Source organism: Pelagicoccus sp. SDUM812005 (assembly GCF_031127875.1).
Classification (GTDB): Bacteria; Verrucomicrobiota; Verrucomicrobiia; order Opitutales; family Opitutaceae; genus Pelagicoccus.
This window is the reverse complement of the sequence record NZ_JARXIA010000008.1, coordinates 157357-173206: the sequence shown is the minus strand read 5'-3', so window position 1 is coordinate 173206 and position 15850 is coordinate 157357. Positions and strand designations below refer to the sequence as shown.

At 57.1% G+C, this 15850-nt stretch carries 16 protein-coding genes; 11 read left to right on the top strand and 5 right to left on the bottom strand.

All coding sequences use genetic code 11. The features are described from left to right. The first annotated feature begins 65 nt into the window (after positions 1 to 65). Entirely contained in the window at positions 66 to 1316 is a 1251-nt protein-coding gene (locus QEH57_RS11495; protein ID WP_309006876.1) for a RidA family protein, read from the top strand. On the opposite strand, the gene QEH57_RS11490 is transcribed toward QEH57_RS11495, so the two are convergent. Together QEH57_RS11490 and QEH57_RS11485 are read right to left on the bottom strand one after the other, a co-directional pair. Continuing rightward, positions 1306 to 2733, bottom strand: a complete 1428-nt coding sequence (locus tag QEH57_RS11490) for a polynucleotide adenylyltransferase (protein WP_309006875.1) — start codon at positions 2731 to 2733, stop codon at positions 1306 to 1308. The two genes, QEH57_RS11495 and QEH57_RS11490, sit on opposite strands and share 11 nt — an antisense overlap. A gap of 85 nt (positions 2734 to 2818) precedes the next feature. Continuing rightward, on the bottom strand, positions 2819 to 3187 hold the full coding sequence (locus tag QEH57_RS11485) for a DUF423 domain-containing protein (RefSeq protein WP_309006874.1): 369 nt from the start codon (positions 3185 to 3187) through the stop codon (positions 2819 to 2821). A 67-nt stretch (positions 3188 to 3254) separates the two neighbouring features. On the opposite strand from QEH57_RS11485, the gene QEH57_RS11480 reads away from it, so the two are divergent. From QEH57_RS11480 to QEH57_RS11435, 10 genes are all read left to right on the top strand, one after another. Beyond that, entirely contained in the window at positions 3255 to 3932 is a 678-nt protein-coding gene (locus QEH57_RS11480) for a TorF family putative porin (RefSeq protein ID WP_309006873.1), read from the top strand. Between the two features lie 86 nt (positions 3933 to 4018). Next, entirely contained in the window at positions 4019 to 4447 is a 429-nt protein-coding gene (rplM, locus tag QEH57_RS11475) for a 50S ribosomal protein L13 (RefSeq protein ID WP_309006872.1), read from the top strand. A gap of 18 nt (positions 4448 to 4465) precedes the next feature. After that, the gene (gene rpsI, locus QEH57_RS11470; RefSeq protein WP_309006871.1) at positions 4466 to 4864 is read left to right on the top strand and encodes a 30S ribosomal protein S9; all 399 of its coding nucleotides are present in this window, start codon (positions 4466 to 4468) and stop codon (positions 4862 to 4864) included. 159 nt (positions 4865 to 5023) lie between these two features. Then, positions 5024 to 6049, top strand: a complete 1026-nt coding sequence (gene argC, locus QEH57_RS11465; RefSeq protein ID WP_309006870.1) for an N-acetyl-gamma-glutamyl-phosphate reductase — start codon at positions 5024 to 5026, stop codon at positions 6047 to 6049. Between the two features lie 92 nt (positions 6050 to 6141). Then, complete coding sequence (argJ, locus tag QEH57_RS11460; RefSeq protein WP_309006869.1) at positions 6142 to 7362, top strand: bifunctional glutamate N-acetyltransferase/amino-acid acetyltransferase ArgJ; 1221 nt, start codon at positions 6142 to 6144, stop codon at positions 7360 to 7362. Positions 7363 to 7488: 126 nt separating this feature from the next. After that, positions 7489 to 8367: an acetylglutamate kinase gene (gene argB / locus QEH57_RS11455; RefSeq protein WP_309006868.1), complete on the top strand. Its 879-nt coding sequence runs from the start codon at positions 7489 to 7491 to the stop codon at positions 8365 to 8367. A gap of 102 nt (positions 8368 to 8469) precedes the next feature. Then, complete coding sequence (locus QEH57_RS11450; protein WP_309006867.1) at positions 8470 to 9696, top strand: aspartate aminotransferase family protein; 1227 nt, start codon at positions 8470 to 8472, stop codon at positions 9694 to 9696. Between the two features lie 36 nt (positions 9697 to 9732). Then, positions 9733 to 10677, top strand: coding sequence for an ornithine carbamoyltransferase (argF, locus tag QEH57_RS11445; protein WP_309006866.1), 945 nt, complete (start codon positions 9733 to 9735; stop codon positions 10675 to 10677). Positions 10678 to 10799: 122 nt separating this feature from the next. Continuing rightward, positions 10800 to 12029, top strand: coding sequence for an argininosuccinate synthase (locus QEH57_RS11440; RefSeq protein ID WP_309006865.1), 1230 nt, complete (start codon positions 10800 to 10802; stop codon positions 12027 to 12029). A gap of 143 nt (positions 12030 to 12172) precedes the next feature. Then, complete coding sequence (locus QEH57_RS11435) at positions 12173 to 13156, top strand: transposase (protein WP_309006864.1); 984 nt, start codon at positions 12173 to 12175, stop codon at positions 13154 to 13156. Positions 13157 to 13235: 79 nt separating this feature from the next. Here the strand turns inward: QEH57_RS11435 and QEH57_RS11430 are convergent, their stop codons facing one another. The 3 genes from QEH57_RS11430 to QEH57_RS11420 all read right to left on the bottom strand — a co-directional run bounded on the left by QEH57_RS11430 (position 13236) and on the right by QEH57_RS11420 (position 15848). Beyond that, positions 13236 to 13775 (bottom strand): hypothetical protein, encoded by a 540-nt coding sequence (locus QEH57_RS11430; protein ID WP_309006863.1) that lies wholly within the window; start codon positions 13773 to 13775, stop codon positions 13236 to 13238. A gap of 87 nt (positions 13776 to 13862) precedes the next feature. Further along, complete coding sequence (locus QEH57_RS11425) at positions 13863 to 15083, bottom strand: ABC transporter permease (RefSeq protein WP_309006862.1); 1221 nt, start codon at positions 15081 to 15083, stop codon at positions 13863 to 13865. A 24-nt stretch (positions 15084 to 15107) separates the two neighbouring features. Beyond that, on the bottom strand, positions 15108 to 15848 hold the full coding sequence (locus QEH57_RS11420) for an ABC transporter ATP-binding protein (protein WP_309006861.1): 741 nt from the start codon (positions 15846 to 15848) through the stop codon (positions 15108 to 15110). Positions 15849 to 15850: the final 2 nt, after the last annotated feature.

Genomic DNA, 15850 nt, shown 5'->3' with positions numbered 1-15850 from the left:
CTATGCGTAAATTGCTGCTCTTTGCCTGTTTCTTATTCTCAAGCCTGACGCTTTTTTCCGAGGAAGTGTTCAAGATTACGCCGTTGCAAGGGGCCGCTTACAGCGCGGCCGCCACGGTGGATCCGATGGCGACCCTTGTATTCACGAAATCATACGCGGGCTTGGACAAGAATGTCGGCGCGGCGGCCCGCGATGCTTTCGATGCCTTGGCTTCGGATTTGAAGGCTGCGGGAATCTCCATGGAATCGGTGGTCAACGTGCGCGGTTATTTGCTCGCGGAGAAAGGCGAGGACATGGGTGAGCGAATGGCTGATTGGTCGGAGGCCTTCAGTGAGGCTTTTGCGGAGAACGAAGCTCCTCCGACGCGTACGACGATCGGGGTAGCGTCGCTACCGGAGGGAGCGACGGTGAGTTTGGATGCGGTGGTAGCCGCTCCGGCTGCAGCGGTGGCGAACTTGCGGGAGTCGGGAGCAAATAGCCGCGTCTTTTGGGCCTCCGATCGAAGGGAATCGTTGCGAGCGGTGCGCCCGTACTCGAGCTTGCTGATTACTTCTGGAGTGCTGGCGGACGGGTTGCCGGGTGAAGGGAACGGCTTTGGTTCGATGGCGGAGCAAACGGCTTCGGTCTTGGCGAAGTTGGACGCGACCTTGCGGGACTGGGGCTTGAACCGAGGAGATCTGGTTTTCGTGCGAGCTATGTTGAGTCCAGTCGAATCGGAGGAAGGGGCGAGGGAGACGGACTTCGCTGGCTTCGAGGGAGCGTGGAAAGGCTTTTGGGAAAGGACGCTAGCGGGGACGCCCCCGTTGAGCGTATTCTCGGCTCCCGGCTTTTCGACCACGGGGAGGATAGTGGAAATCGAATTCTACGCGGCTTTTCCGGATGCCATGGGGCCCTTCGTTCCCAATACTCCCGGCGAGGAAGGAAGCCGAGACGGCCTAGCGTGGCGGGAGGGGGCCGATTCGTCCTTTCTCAGCCGCTCGGTGGCGGTGGCTCGGGATGCCAAGCTTACCTGGTTTGCGGGAGTGATCGATCGGGAGGAGTCTGCCATTTACGGGCAAGCGATGCAGTCCTTGCTTACCTTGGAATCTCGCATGGCTGAGGTCGGGCTCGATTACCCGAATGTGGTCCAACTGCGGGCGTATTTGAATATTCAGGACAACTTTGGAATGGAGTTTGGCGAGTGGAACAAGGCTTACCGTCGCTTTTTCGATCACCCAAAGCTGAACCCCGAAAAGCCGGTACGCACTGCGTTTCCGATCGAAGAGCTGCCAGCGGGAGCCTTGATCGAGGTGGAGGCCTTGGCCGTTAGCTATTGAGGGCGTTCCAATTTTGATCGAGCCAATCGCTAGCGGTGGACGCGTCTTGGAAGGCTCCGTCGAGCTGGGCTTCGTAGGCACGGTCGAGGATGGCCTTGAAGTCAGGACCGGGCTTCAGGCCGCGCTCTATGAGGTGGCGTCCGAGCAGGATCGGTTTGGGAGCGTGCTTTTCTAGATCCAGTTCTTGGATACGCTTTTTGAAGTTGGCGATTCGCAAGGTTTGAGCCTCTGAAATGAGGGGCGGGCGTCCGCGGTGGTCGGCGGTCATGACGTAGACCAGCTCATGGGTGCTCGCAGGACTGAGACGCTTGGCAAGGCGCCGGAGCGAGGCGTCGCTGTGGCCGCCTTCGGGAACTGTATTCAAAAAGTGGTGATTCCCAACTAACCCCATGACCTTGTCGCGGATTTCGTGCGGCGCCCGCATGGCGTTGAAGAATTGCTCGGCGAGCCATATGCTTTGGGTTTCGTGCCCGGGGCTGATCCAGTGCATGGCGCCCCGCTTTTCGGCCCAGCGGGTGCAGCGGGCTTTGCCGAGGTCGTGACAGAGGGTGCCGAAGGCGAGCACGCCGCGTTCCTTTTCTGGGAGCGAGCTCCAGTCGGTTTCGCGGATGAGGGCTTCGAGGCAGCAAAGGGTATGGCTCCAAGCGTTGCCTTCCGGATGCCACTCCGGATCCTGGGGAAGGTTTCTGAGAGCGTTGAGTTGGGGGAAGTAGCGGATCCAGCCGCTCTTTTCGAGAACCCGCATGCCGTGGGAGAGGGAGGTGGAGCGGCAGGCCCACTTTTCCCACTCGGTCCAGATGCGCTCCTTGGCCAGGGTCCAGAACTCGTGGCCGATCTCCTGGCATAGGGTGGCGGTGTCGTCGTGCAGCTCTAACTGGAAACGCCCGGCGAACTGCATGGCCCGCAGGACGCGGAGGGGGTCTTCCTTGAAAGCGGGACTGACGTGGCGAAGGGTGCGGTTTTCTAGGTCGCGCAGGCCGCCGAAGTAGTCGATGACCTCGCTGCTTGCGTGGTCGTAGAGGAGGGCGTTGATGGTGAAGTCGCGGCGCTTGAGAGCTTCTTGCTCGCTGAGGTGGGCGTCGGCCTCGATGACGAAGCCCCGGTGGCCGGAGCCGGATTTGGATTCGCGGCGGGGGATGGCGAAGTCGTACTCTTCGCCATGTGTCCAGAGTTTAACTACGGCGAAGGCCTTGCCGACGAGGTCGGTCTTGCCGAGCTTGGCTAGGGCTTTGGCGATGGTTTCGAGGTCGAGGCCGTAGACTTCCACGTCGAAGTCCTTGGGCGTGATGCCGAGGAGGGCGTCGCGCACGGAGCCGCCGACGATGCGGCAGGTGCCGCCGGCGGATTCGAGGGCGAGCAAGGCCTGCTTGAGCGGGGCGGGGAGTTCGAGGGCGAGCGGTTGACGGATGGGCTGCATGCGGAGAATGTGGCGGAGTTGGGAACGAGACCGCGGTAGGCGCGGGCGCCGAAGTTCGCCCTAGGAGCGAGCTCCTGCGGTTAGGCTACTTTCGATTTTCGAAGACGATGCTGATCCAGCCGGCGATGAAGGCGAGGCCGCCGAGCGGAGTGATGGGGCCAAGTAGGCTCCATTTGGTGAGGGCCAGAGCGTAGAGAGATCCTGAGAAGAGCAGGATGCCAGCGGTCCAAAGGCGGAAAGCCCAAGCGCTGCGCAGCTTGTCGGAGTTGACCGCGGCGACGAAGAGGGCGACGGCGTGCACGAGGTGGTAGAGCACGGCGGTGTCCCAGGTGCCGGCGCTGTCGTTGGCGGCGAGCTGAGCTTTGAGGCCGTGGGCGCCGAAGGCTCCGAGGCCGATGCCGGCGGCAGCGATAAGGGCGGAAAGGTTGAGTCGTGTTTTTGAAGCGTGTGGCATCGGGATTATTTGCTGTTTGGGGCGAGATTGGTTTGTTAGGTCCTGTAGCCCAAACCTTTTTCTTTGCATGAGATCCCATCAAACGTTTTCCCTTCGCCTCGTCTTGCTGCTTCTATCGTTAGGTAGCGGAAGAGCGCTAGCGGGGGAGTTCACCGCGGAAGCGAAGTTCCAGAGCGCCTATCTCGACCGTGGCTTGAAGGCAGGGGAGTTCACTTGGTTTCCCTCGATCGAGTTCGCGGAGAACGATTTCTACGCGGGCGTTTGGGCTTCGCTGCCTTTGGAGAAGAAGGGCAGTCCTCACTTCTTCAGCGACGAGATCGATTTTTACGCCGGCTACGGCTGGGCCGTGGCTGACAAGTGGGCCGTGGATTTGGGCGGAATCCATCACAAGGTGCCTAACGGCTCCGCTACCAACGAGGCCTACCTCGGTCTCTTCGGGGAATTGGGAACTGTCTCTCCATCAATATATATATACAAGGACTTCGACACGGAGGAACTCTTCGTGGAGGCGGCGGCCACGGTGGCGGTGCCGCTGCAGGGCTTTCCGTTCCAGGCGACCGGCCGCGTCGGAATCTTGGATGGCGATTTGGACTACCGCTATTTTGGAGTGGACCTTGTCTACCCGGTGGAACTGAGTAGGACCTCGACGCTGTCGCTCGGTCTTCACTACGACGACAACGACTTCGGCTTCGGCGTCCCTGACAGCAACTTATACGGAAGCGCCTCCATCCGGCTTCGATTCTAGGGCCGCGGCGACGCAAAATTAATTCAGTAAACCATTGACAAGGCTCCGGCGCAGGCTAGGTGTTTTGCTCTTTTTCTCGAAATCCGATGAAAACATTTCTAGCCAAACAGGAAACAGTACAACGCAACTGGTACGTGATCGACGCAAAGGATCAGGTACTCGGACGTCTATCTGTTAAGATCGCAAACATTCTACGTGGCCGCAACAAGCCTGCCTACACTCCACACGTGGACACAGGAGACTTCGTTGTCGTTATCAATGCCGACAAGATCGCCCTCACTGGTAAGAAGGAAGAGCAGAAGCAATACATGTTCTACAGTGGTTACGTCGGTGGAGAAAAGCGCCTCAGCGTTGCGCAGATGCAAGAGCGCCAGCCAGACTTCGTCGTAAAGCACGCAGTCAAGGGCATGCTCCCAAAGAACCGCCTCGCTCGCAAGATGCTCACCAAGCTCAAGGTATACGCTGGCGAGTCACACCCACACGAAGCACAAAACCCAGAGGCCATCTCCCTCTAGTACAACCGCTCTTAAGACATGTCTGTTGAATCAAACGTATTTCTAGGCACCGGCCGTCGCAAAACTGCAGTTGCTCGCGTTCGCCTCCAGGAAGGCACCGGCAAGATCGTAGTAAACGGCAAGGAAACCGAAGACTTCTTCTCGCACGATAACTTCAAGCGTATCGCCCTCTCCCCACTCGCTACTTCCGAGCTCAAGGACAAGGTCGACATCATCGCTAAGGTTCAGGGCGGCGGCGACAGCGGACAAGCTGGCGCGATCTCTCTTGGTATCGCTCGCGCTCTCCTCAAGCTCGACGGCGAGCTCCGTATCCCACTCAAGCAAGCTGGCCTCCTCACTCGCGATCCGCGTATGAAGGAACGTAAGAAAGCCGGTCAGCCAGGGGCACGTAAGAAGTTCCAGTTCTCGAAGCGTTAATCCGCTTATCAACAGAATTTTTCGGAAGCCCTCACTGGTTTATGCCATGAGGGCTTCTTCTATTCTGAATTCAGGCGCTTTTGCCTTTTCACACTCTTTTTCCCGTAGGAAGCGACATCTACCGCTAGACGGCCAAACTCTATCCAACTTTTTCCCGCAATGAACGCAGCCATCGTAGGCGCCTCCGGATATGGAGGAGAAATTCTAGTCAAGCTCCTCGCGGCTCACCCGAAGGTGACGCTCAAGGCCGTCACCTCGCGGAGCAAAGCGGGCCAGCCGGTCAGCTCCGTCATCCCTGCTATGCGGGGAATCCTCGACGAGATGCTCTTCGAAAACTCGGACCCGGCGGAACTCGCCGCCCGGGAGGATATCGATGTCGCAGTTCTGGCCCTCCCGCACGGGGCGGCCGCCGAATACGCGCGGCACCTTGTCGATGCCGGCAAGAAGGTGATCGACCTCAGCGCCGACTTCCGGATTTCCGACCCCGCGACCTACGAGGAATTTTACGGCGCTGCCCACCCGGACGTGGAGCTGCTCGGCCGGTCGCGCTACGTGATGCCGGAGCTTTCCGACGATTCCTGGAAGCAGAAGGATCTTTTCGCCTGTCCCGGATGCTACCCGACGAGCATTTTGATTCCGCTCCTCCCCCTCGTGAAGGCAGGCATCGTTAGCAAGGAGCACATCGTGGCCAACTCCTTTAGCGGCACCAGCGGCGCCGGCAAGCAGAGCAAGGAAGCGTTTTCCTTCTGCGAGGTGAACGAGAGCGCCAAGGCCTATGGCGTTCCCAAGCACCGGCACCTCTCAGAAATCGAGGAGCAGCTCAGCGCCGCGGCAGGGGAGAAGGTTGTTATGCAATTCAACCCGCATCTCGCCCCCATGAATCGGGGCATTGCCACTACGATCACCGTTCCCTCCAACGGATCGAGCATCGAGGGCCTCTACGCCGAGTGGGAAAAGACCTATGCCGGCAAGCCTTTCGTCTGTATTCTGCCAAGCGATACGCGGCCGGATACGAAATACGTTGTCGGAACCAACCGGGTCGATATTTCTGCAGTCAAGGACCAGCGTACCGGCAACTTCGTCATCACTTCCGCTGAAGACAACCTCGTCAAAGGCGCCAGTGGCCAGGCCGTTCAAATCCTAAACCTCTGGCAAGGTTGGGAGGAGACTACCGGCCTCATCTAGAATTCGATCCCTCCGGTGGGACGACTTGTTCGCAGGCGTCTGAAACCAACCGCTATCCGAGAAGACGCTCCCCTTTCAAAAAGAGAAATTTTATGTCACACGAAATTACATTCACGCCCAACACCGCCGGTGTAACGGATCCCAAAGGATTCTTTGCCAATGGAGTTTCAGCTGACATACGACGTAAAGGTAACGACCGGCTGGATACGGGCATCGTCTTTTCGAAAACCCCTTGCGCCGCAGCAGGAGTCTTCACCAAAAACCGCGTTAAGGCAGCTCCGGTTCTGCAGTGCGAAAGCGTCCTGAAAGTTGCCGGTCCGATTCACGGGATCATCGCTAACAGCGGAAACGCGAACGCTTGCACGGGCGCCCAGGGAAAGTTGGATGCCAAGAGCATGGCCGACCAAGCGGCTGCTGCCTGCGGGGTGGAAGCGAACAGCTTTCTGGTTTGCTCGACTGGCCGTATCGGCGACCTGCTTCCTATGGACCGGATTTCGCCAGCGATCGCGAAGTCCGGAGCGGGAATCGTGGCGGGCGATACCGATGGGGAGAGTTTTTCGAACTGTATCCTCACTTCAGATACGCGGAAGAAAACCTGTACCGCGACTTTCGAAGTAGACGGAAAAACGGTCACCCTTGCTGGTTCTGCAAAGGGTGCGGGCATGATCCAACCCAACATGGCCACCATGCTCGCGTTTATCACGACTGATATTGCCGCGGATAATGCCACGCTCAAGGAGCTCCTGGCCGAAACCGTGAAGCATACCTTCAACGCAATCACGGTCGACGGCGATATGAGCACTAACGATACGGTGCTCGTTCTCGCCAACGGCGAATCCGGCGTGACGCTCGACGACAAAACTTTGGAAAAGTTTAAGGAGGCGCTTTTTCTAATCTGCGATAACCTAGCGGACAAGATCGTAGCCGATGGCGAGCGCATCACCAAGGTAGTGGAGCTCCTTATAAGCGGCGCGGATTCGGAAGCGGGGGCGGAGAGCATTGCCCGTTCGATTGGCAATTCCTTGTTGGTGAAAACCTCCTGGTATGGAAACGACCCGAACTGGGGACGTCTCATGGACGCGCTTGGTTACGCGGATTCGGAATTCGATCCGGACAAGATCGATATTTCATACGGCGACGTTCCAGCTCTTGTATCCGGTACGCCGATACCGGAAAACAAGCCGAAATGGAAGGAAGTGGTAAAGGAGCGGAGGTTCACTATCCACATCAACATGCACGCCGGTGAAGCGAGTTATCGCTTGCGGGCCAGCGACCTGACCGAAGGTTACGTCGATTTTAACAAGAGCGAGTAGTATCATTTTCCCACGGGTTGTTCAGATGTTCGCTGGTATATACGTTTCAGAATAACGCCTGAGTAAACCTGTGATATCTGTGGGAAACAAAAATAACCCAATCATCCCTTTCCCTATCCTAAATCTATGAACATGCAGGAAATCATTTCCAAAGCGGCTGTATTAGTTGAAGCGCTGCCGTACGTGCAGAACTTCCGCGGGGCGACCTTCGTAATAAAATACGGCGGCAGTTTCATGGACGATCCGGATCCGGAGATCCGCGCTCGCGTCGCGGGTGACATCGCCTTCTTGTCCGCGGTAGGTATCCACGCTGTGGTAGTGCACGGTGGGGGAAAAGCGATCAGCCGAGCCCTCGAGGAAAAGGGAATCGAAACCAAGTTCGTCAACGGCCTCCGCTACACCGATGGCGAATCCGTTAAGGTCGTCCGTGACGTGTTAAGCGGTAAGGTGAACGGCGAGGTCTGCGAGATGTTGCAGGTTCGCAAGGACCACCCCATCGGCATTCCAGGGGAAAACGTGCTGCAGTGCGAAAAACTGGATACGGATGTTAATGGCGATGCGGTCGATCTTGGCTTCGTCGGAAATATCACCACCGTAAAGGCCAAGATTATCAAGAAGGCGATCAAGGACGGTTACACGCCAGTCATTTCTCCGGTTGCTATCGACGATGACGGTCAGCTCTACAACGTGAATGCCGATGTTGCCGCGGCCTGCGTCGCTAGCGCTTTGAGGGCCCGCAGACTCGTTTACATGAGCGATGTTCCCGGCCTGCTTGCGGATCCCAAGAATCTGGATACGCTGATTTCTACGCTTAAAGTGAACCAAGTCGAAAAGCTGAAGAAGAACGGAACGATCAGCGCTGGAATGCTGCCGAAGGTCGAGAGCGCCGTAAAGGCTCTCGATGCGGGAGTACATCGCGTCCACTTCATCGATGGCCGTCTCCCTCACAGCCTTCTTCTCGAGATCTTCACCGATAAAGGTATCGGAACTGAAATCTGCCACTGACATGTGCGTAACGTGGAGCTTTAGCCCGCGTATCCGTTGCAGCATCCCACCACTTAATTACGCGGACTAAGTCTCCGCGCTACGAAAACAATAACAAACATCATGACTACACAAAACACCGAGCAGCTCTATAAAGACAATGTACTCGGCAATTATGGATTGCCGCCTATTACGTTTACTCGTGGTCGCGGTGTTCGTGTGTGGGACGACGCTGATAATGAGTACATCGACTTTTGTTCAGGGATTGCGGTGCTCACTCTGGGACATAGTCACTCGCGACTTGTATCCGCGATACAATCACAAGCGGAAAGCTTGATCCATGTTAGCAATCTCTACCGGAACGAGAAGCAAGCCCAGCTCGCGGCCAAGCTCAACGAGCTGGCTGGCGGCGGCGGAAAGGTCTTTTTCTGCAATAGCGGCGCCGAAGCGAACGAGGCTTTGATCAAGCTGTCGCGGCTTTATGGGAAATCCAAGTCCGGCGAAGAGGGAAAGCAGTTCAAGGTCATCGTAGCGGATAAGGCCTTTCACGGTCGGACCTTCGGCGGTATGAGCGCTACGCCACAGGAGAAGATCCAAAGCGGCTTCCGCCCCTTGGTACCGGGGTTCGAAACGGCTCCGCTCAATGACTTGCAAGCGTTCGCCGAAAAGGTAGACGAGACGACATCCGCCATTTTCGTGGAAACCATCCAGGGCGAAGGCGGAATCAACCCTTGCTCAGTGGAGTTCCTGCAAGGCTTGCGCAAGCTCTGCGACGAGAAGGGCATCCTGCTTCTTATCGACGAGGTGCAATGCGGTGCCGGGCGTTCCGGAACGTTCTTCGCTTTCGAAAAGGCGGGCATCCGGCCGGACGCTATCGGCATGGCGAAGGGCCTCGGCGGAGGCGTTCCGATCGGCGCGGTGTGGATGGACGATAAGCATGCCGCCCTGTTTGGCCCTGGTTCGCATGGTACGACTTTCGGCGGAACGCCGCTCATCTGCGCGGCGGCCTTGGAAACGATCTCGGTTGTGGAAGAGGAAAAGTTGCTCGAGAACGTTTCCGAAATGGGCGCGTATTTCTTGAAACAGCTTGAGGCGCTCAAGGCTGAGTTTCCTGACTACATCCTAGATGTGAGGGGGCAGGGTTTCATGCTTGGTATCCAGATTGCGGAGCTTCCCTTCGAGATGGTCACCAAGTTTCGCGAAGCCGGACTGGTGGTGCCGCCTGCAGGCGGAAACGTAATCCGCTTCTTGCCGCCGCTGATTGCGACCCGATCCGATATCGATGCAGCTCTTGCGATCGTCAAGGGAGTCGTCGCCACCCGCGTCGCCGAGCTGGCGGCAGCCGTGTAACCAATTACCCAATACCCGAAAAACCAACATTTATTCATGCAGCACTTTTTAAAGGAAACCGATTTCACCGTTAACCAGGCCGCGGAGGTCTTCACTCTGGCCCACGCCCTCAAGAAGGGACGCGGCAAGCACACTCCTCCGACCCTCAAGGGCCAGACCTGGGCCATGATCTTCTCCAAGTCCAGCACCCGCACCCGAGTTTCCTTCGACGTGGGCATCCACGAACTCGGCGGGCATCCTATCTTTCTTAACAAGAACGATATCCAGCTCGGTCGCGGCGAATCGATTTACGATACGGCGAACGTGCTTTCGCGCTTCGTGCACGGACTGATCGTGCGCACCTACGAGCAATCCGAGATAGAGCAGTTGGCGGAGTTGGGCAGCGTGCCGGTTATCAACGCGCTTACCGATTACCTGCATCCGTGCCAGATCTACACCGACGCCTTCACCATGGCGGAGCGTTGGGCGGATGGAGCGAATTTCCTCGAGTCGCTCAAGGGCAAGAAGCTCGCTTACTTCGGCGACACGGCCAACAACATCGCCAACTCCTGGATTCTCGGCGCGGCGATGTTTGGCATGGAGCTCGTGTTGGCTGGACCGAAAGGCTACGAGCCGGGCGAGGATATCAAGGCGACGCTGGCCGAAAGCGGCCACGCTCCGACCTGGAGTTTCACCACGGACCCAGAGGCGGCAGCCAAGGATGCGGACGTGCTCTACACGGACACCTGGGTGAGCATGGGACAGGAGGAGGAATCTGCCGAACGCATTGCCGTGATGAAGCCTTATTCCGTGACTTCCGATCTCATGAAGCTTGGCAAGTCCGACGCGCTCTTCATGCACGACCTTCCAGCCTACAAGGGAATGGAAGCTCAGGAAGACGTCCTCTACGGGCCGCAATCCGTCATCTTCGACGAGGCGGAGAACCGTCTGCATACCCAGAAGGCGATCATGTCCGTGCTTGCCGAAGCGAACCGCAGGTAGGCTTAATGTTTTCTTACCGCAGATGACGCAGGGTTGGATCAGGTGATTTTCTGAATTTGATCTGTGTACATCTGTGAATTCTGTGGTTTAAAACTACTCTCTCAATTTCCACTTTATCCATTATGAAAATCGTACTCGCATACTCGGGCGGCCTGGACACTTCAGTCCTCGTTCGCTGGCTCAAGGATCACTACAACGCGGAGATCATTACTTTCGCCGCAGACGTCGGCCAGGAAGAGGAGCTCGACGGACTCGAGGAAAAGGCGAAGGCCACTGGTGCCTCCGCCCACTACACGCTCGATCTCAAGGACGAGTTCGCCAAGGACTACATCTACCCGATGCTGCGGGCTAACACCATCTACGAAGGCCAGTACTACCTCGGCACTTCCATTGCCCGTCCGCTCATCGCCAAGGCCCACATCGAGCTCGCTCGCAAGGTTGGAGCAGACGCGGTTGCCCACGGGGCGACTGGCAAGGGCAACGACCAAGTACGCTTCGAGCTCAGCTACGCGGCCCTCGCTCCGGAGCTGCAGATCATTTCCCCATGGAGAATGGAAGTTTTCCGCAAGGCTTTCCCGGGCCGCACGGAAATGATCAAGTACTGCGCGGACAACAACATCAACGTTGAGGCCTCCGCTTCCAAGCCGTATTCGATGGACCGCAACTCCCTGCACATTTCTTACGAAGCTGGCATCTTGGAAGATCCTTGGTTCGACCCGACCACTCCGGAAAACAAGAAGATGTACAAGCTTACTGTCGATCCCGAGGACGCTCCGGACGAAGCCCAGTACATCGAGCTCGATTTCGAAAAGGGCGACTGCACAGCGATCGACGGAGAGAAGGTCACGCCAGCCGAGGCTGTCTACAAGCTCAACAAGATCGCCGGCAAGCATGGCATTGGCCGCGTGGACATCGTTGAAAATCGCTTCGTCGGCATGAAGAGCCGCGGCGTGTACGAGACACCCGGCGGTACCATCATCATGATGGGCCACAAGCAGGTCGAGTCGCTCACTATGGATCGCGACCTCGAGCACCTGCGCGACAGCCTCATTCCGAAGTATGCGGAACTTGTATACAACGGATTCTGGTTCGCTCCCGAGCGCGAAGCCCTGCAAGCCTTCATTGACAACAGCCAGAAGAGCGTTACGGGAACGGTTCGCCTGAAGCTCTACAAGGGCAACGTTACGACTGTCGGCCGCAAGTCACCGTACTCGCTCTACGACGAAAACGTGGCTTCCATGGAAGGGGTACAGTCCTCTTACAACCCCGACGACGCTACGGGCTTCATCCGTTTGCAAGGCCTGCGCCTCCGCGCTCGCGCCGCGACGCAGTTCGAGTTCATCGAACAGTAGCTCGCGGCTCGGATGTAATATTTCCAACGACGAAGGCGTCTCCCAAGCGGGAGGCGCCTTTTTCATGCAGCGAATAAATAGGGACAGGCTATTTATTTGCGTGTCTGGGTTGCGGGATCGGGAGTGTTGGGTAGGCTGCCTCTATGAGGACGCGGCGCTTGAAGGTGGAAGGGGTGGGTGCCGTTTATCACTGCATATCGCGTATCGTGGGCGGGGAGTTCCTGCTGGAGGGCGAGCGCGAGAAGGAGGTGCTTAGAAACCAAATCTGGAAAGTGGCGGACTTTTGCGGCGTGGAAGTGCTCACTTACTGTATCATGTCCAACCACTTGCATGTTTTGGTACGCACTCCTGACCAGTGGACTTTGAGGAGGATTCCAAATAATGAACTGGTGCGTCGAGCCAAACGTATCTACTCGAAGGAGAAGGCTGGAAATTTCGAACTGGCTCTCACTCACCCCGAAAACGAAGTTCGTGAGCTGGCTCGCTCTCAGTTGCTTTCTCGTATGGGCGACGTTTCCCAATATATGAAAGAGCTCAAACAGCGGTTTTCGATTTGGTACAATAAGTCCCACGATCGTTTCGGAACCCTCTGGGCAGAGCGATTCAAGAGCGTTTTGATTGAAGATGAACCAATGGCGCTCTCGACGGTAGCCGCTTATATAGAGCTTAATCCAGTAAGAGCGGGGATCGTCGACGACCCGTCCTTGTATCGATTCTGTGGATATGCGGAGGCAATGGGAGGTTTTACTCCGGCTAGGAAGGGGATCTCATCTCTCTTTGGTAAAAAGGAACAATGGGCGATGGCGAGCAGTTGGTATCGGGTTGCCATCTTCGGAAAGGGGCAATCTCTAGATGCCTCGCGGCCCCGTACTGCTGTCAACGCTGAGAAAGCAGCCCAGGTGATGAGCGAGGGCGGCAAAATTTCATCCGAAGAAGCTCTTCGTTGCCGGATACGTTACTTTTCCGATGGGGTGATTCTTGGTTCGAAGGAGTTCGTACAGCAACATTTCGAAAGGCATAGACAACTCTTCGGCATCAAGCGTCGCGATGGTCCGCGTCGCTTGCGCGGCTCTCCATGGTCGTCCCTTCGCTGCGCCAGGGGCTTAAGGAAAAACGCCTTCGGCTAAAGAAGTGAAGTTGAATAACGAATACGGGGTATCCAACTCCACTTTGTGTTTCGCTTCAGTCTGAGCTAACCTTTTCAGGCTAGAAGCCTCCTCCGCGTTGACCTCCGCCCGCTCCGCCTCGCATGCCTCCTCCTCCGCCGCCACGCTGGCCGCGGGCTTTGGGAGTGAGCTTTTCTTTGGCTTTCTTGAAGGCCTTGAACTGATCCTTTTCGAGAAGCTTCTTCATCTCTTTGGTTACTTGAGTGTCGATTTTATCAACCTTGCTTCGAATGGCCGTCATGGCTTCGCGATCGGGGCGGCCTGACTGCTTTTCGCGGAGCGCTCGCATTTCTTGCATGATCTTGGCTCTCTCGATTTCCGCGCTGCCGAGAATTTCGGTAAAGGATTGCAACTGGTCTTCGCGAGGCGCGTGTTCACCCATCTCCTCGAGGTACTGGGTGACGCTTCTTTCGATTCGTTGGGACAAGGCTGCTTTGCGTTCCTCGGCGCTCATGGCTGGCGCTTGCTCTCGTTTGCCTCTGCGCTCTGTCTCGTCCTGAGCGGAGGCGGTAAACGGGGCCGAGAGCGTGAACGCGATAGCGAATAGCATAGCAATGAAGGTGGGTTGGTGTGCTTTCATTCTTTAGGGGGCTGTGGGTTTTATTAGAGATGCGGGGATTGAGATCTGAGAACGACTGCGAGTCCTGCCCCGCGTTTCGGTTTAATATTATTCGTGGCGGAGGGCGTCGATCGGGTCAAGTTGAGCGGCTTTATATGCAGGGAAGAGTCCGAATATCAGCCCTATGGATACAGATACGCCGAGCGCTGCGGCCACAACCCAGGTTTCGATTATCATGGTCATGCCTTGCTGCGTTTCCATGAAGTGGGCTACGCCCCAAGACAGCAATACTCCTGCTACGCCACCGGTGAAGCTGAGAGCGATCGCTTCGATGAGGAATTGATAGAGGATGTCCGAGCCTCGCGCTCCGACGGATACGCGCACGCCAATTTCCCGCGTCCGTTCGGTGACGGAAACGAGCATGATATTCATGACGCCTACGCCGCCGACGATGAGCGATACGAAGGCGATCCACATGAGCAACTGAGTGAGGGCCGCGGTGGTAGAGGTAAACATTTCCGTAAGCTCCGTTTGGGTACGGATGTTGAAGTCGTCTTCTTGGCCATCGATGAGCTTGTGGTTGCGGCGGAGAATTTCGGTAATCTGTTCCGTCGCGGCTTCGGTATCTTCGATGGTACGGGCGCTGGCGTAAATATCGCTAACCCACTGGCGGTCGCCAACAAGCCGGAAGAGGGCGGTAGTGACGGGGATAAGAATGAGGTCGTCCTGGTCGCGTCCGAAGGAGCTCTGGCCTTTCTTTTCGAGCGTGCCGATTACCTTGAAGGGGACATTGCGGATACGGATGCTTTGCCCGATAGGGCTTTGGTCGGGAAAAAGGTTTTCCGCTACGGTGGAGCCGAGTACGGCGACTTTTGCTCGAGCGCGTAGTTCGGCGTCGGTGAACATGGAGCCTTCGGTCAAATCCCAGCTACGGTTGTAGAGGTAGTCCATGTGCACGCCTTGGGCCTGGGTATACCAGTTCTTGCCACCGCCGATAACCTGTCCGCTGACGGATACGGTAGGGGATACGGCCACGACGAGGTTGGCTTCCCGGCGGATCGCGTCGGCGTCTTCCATGGTGAGACTGCGCGAGGAACCTGCGCCTCGGCTGACACCGCCTCTAGAATTGGTGCCGTTGCGGATCATGAGTAAATTTGTACCCATGGAAGAAATACGTTCTTCGATGTTCTTTTGAGCGCCGGTGCCCATTGCCATCATGACGATCACGGCGGCTACGCCGATGATGATGCCAAACATGGTTAGAGCGCTACGGGTCTTGTTTTTCAGCAGGCTTTGTCGAGCGGCTTCTAGGAGTTTCCAAAGTTTCATGTGCGTTCGATTTCTGGATACGGATTAGATGCCAGTGACGGTGGTGAAGTTGGCGAGGTCAGTACGGGCGTTTCGCTGCTTTTCAACTTGGTTGTCGGCGACCACCAAGCCGTCTCGCATTTCGATGCAGCGCTTGGTGTAGGTGGCGATTTCGGGCTCGTGAGTAACGATCAAAATAGTGGCTCCTTCTTCGTTGAGCTCTTGGAAGAGGCCCATGATGTCGAGCGAGGTCCGTGTATCCAAATTTCCTGTCGGTTCGTCGGCTAGGATGAGGGTGGGTTCGTTGACGAGGGCGCGGGCGATGGCGACGCGCTGTTGTTGTCCGCCGGAGAGTTGCGAAGGGTGGTGGTCCATGCGGTTTCCGAGGCCGACGCGCTCGAGGCATTTCTTGGCGCGTTGGGCGCTGTTGCGGAAGGCTTTGCCGCGGTGGTAGACGAGGGGAAGCTCCACGTTGGCGAGGGCGCTGGTGCGGGCCAGCAGGTTGAAGCCCTGGAAGACGAAGCCGATTTTCTGGTTGCGGATATCGGCGCGTTGGTCGCGTCCCATGCCGCTGACTTCGATGCCGTCGAGCTTGTAGTTGCCGGAGGTGGGGCGGTCGAGGCAGCCGATGATGTTCATGAGGGTGGACTTGCCGGAACCGGAGGCTCCCATGATGGAAACGAATTCTCCGGGTTGGATGGTGATGTCCACGCTGCGTAAGGCGTGCACGGGCTCGGCGAGTTGGTAGGTCTTGCGGAGCTGGGAGGTTTGGATGACGGGCTGCATTT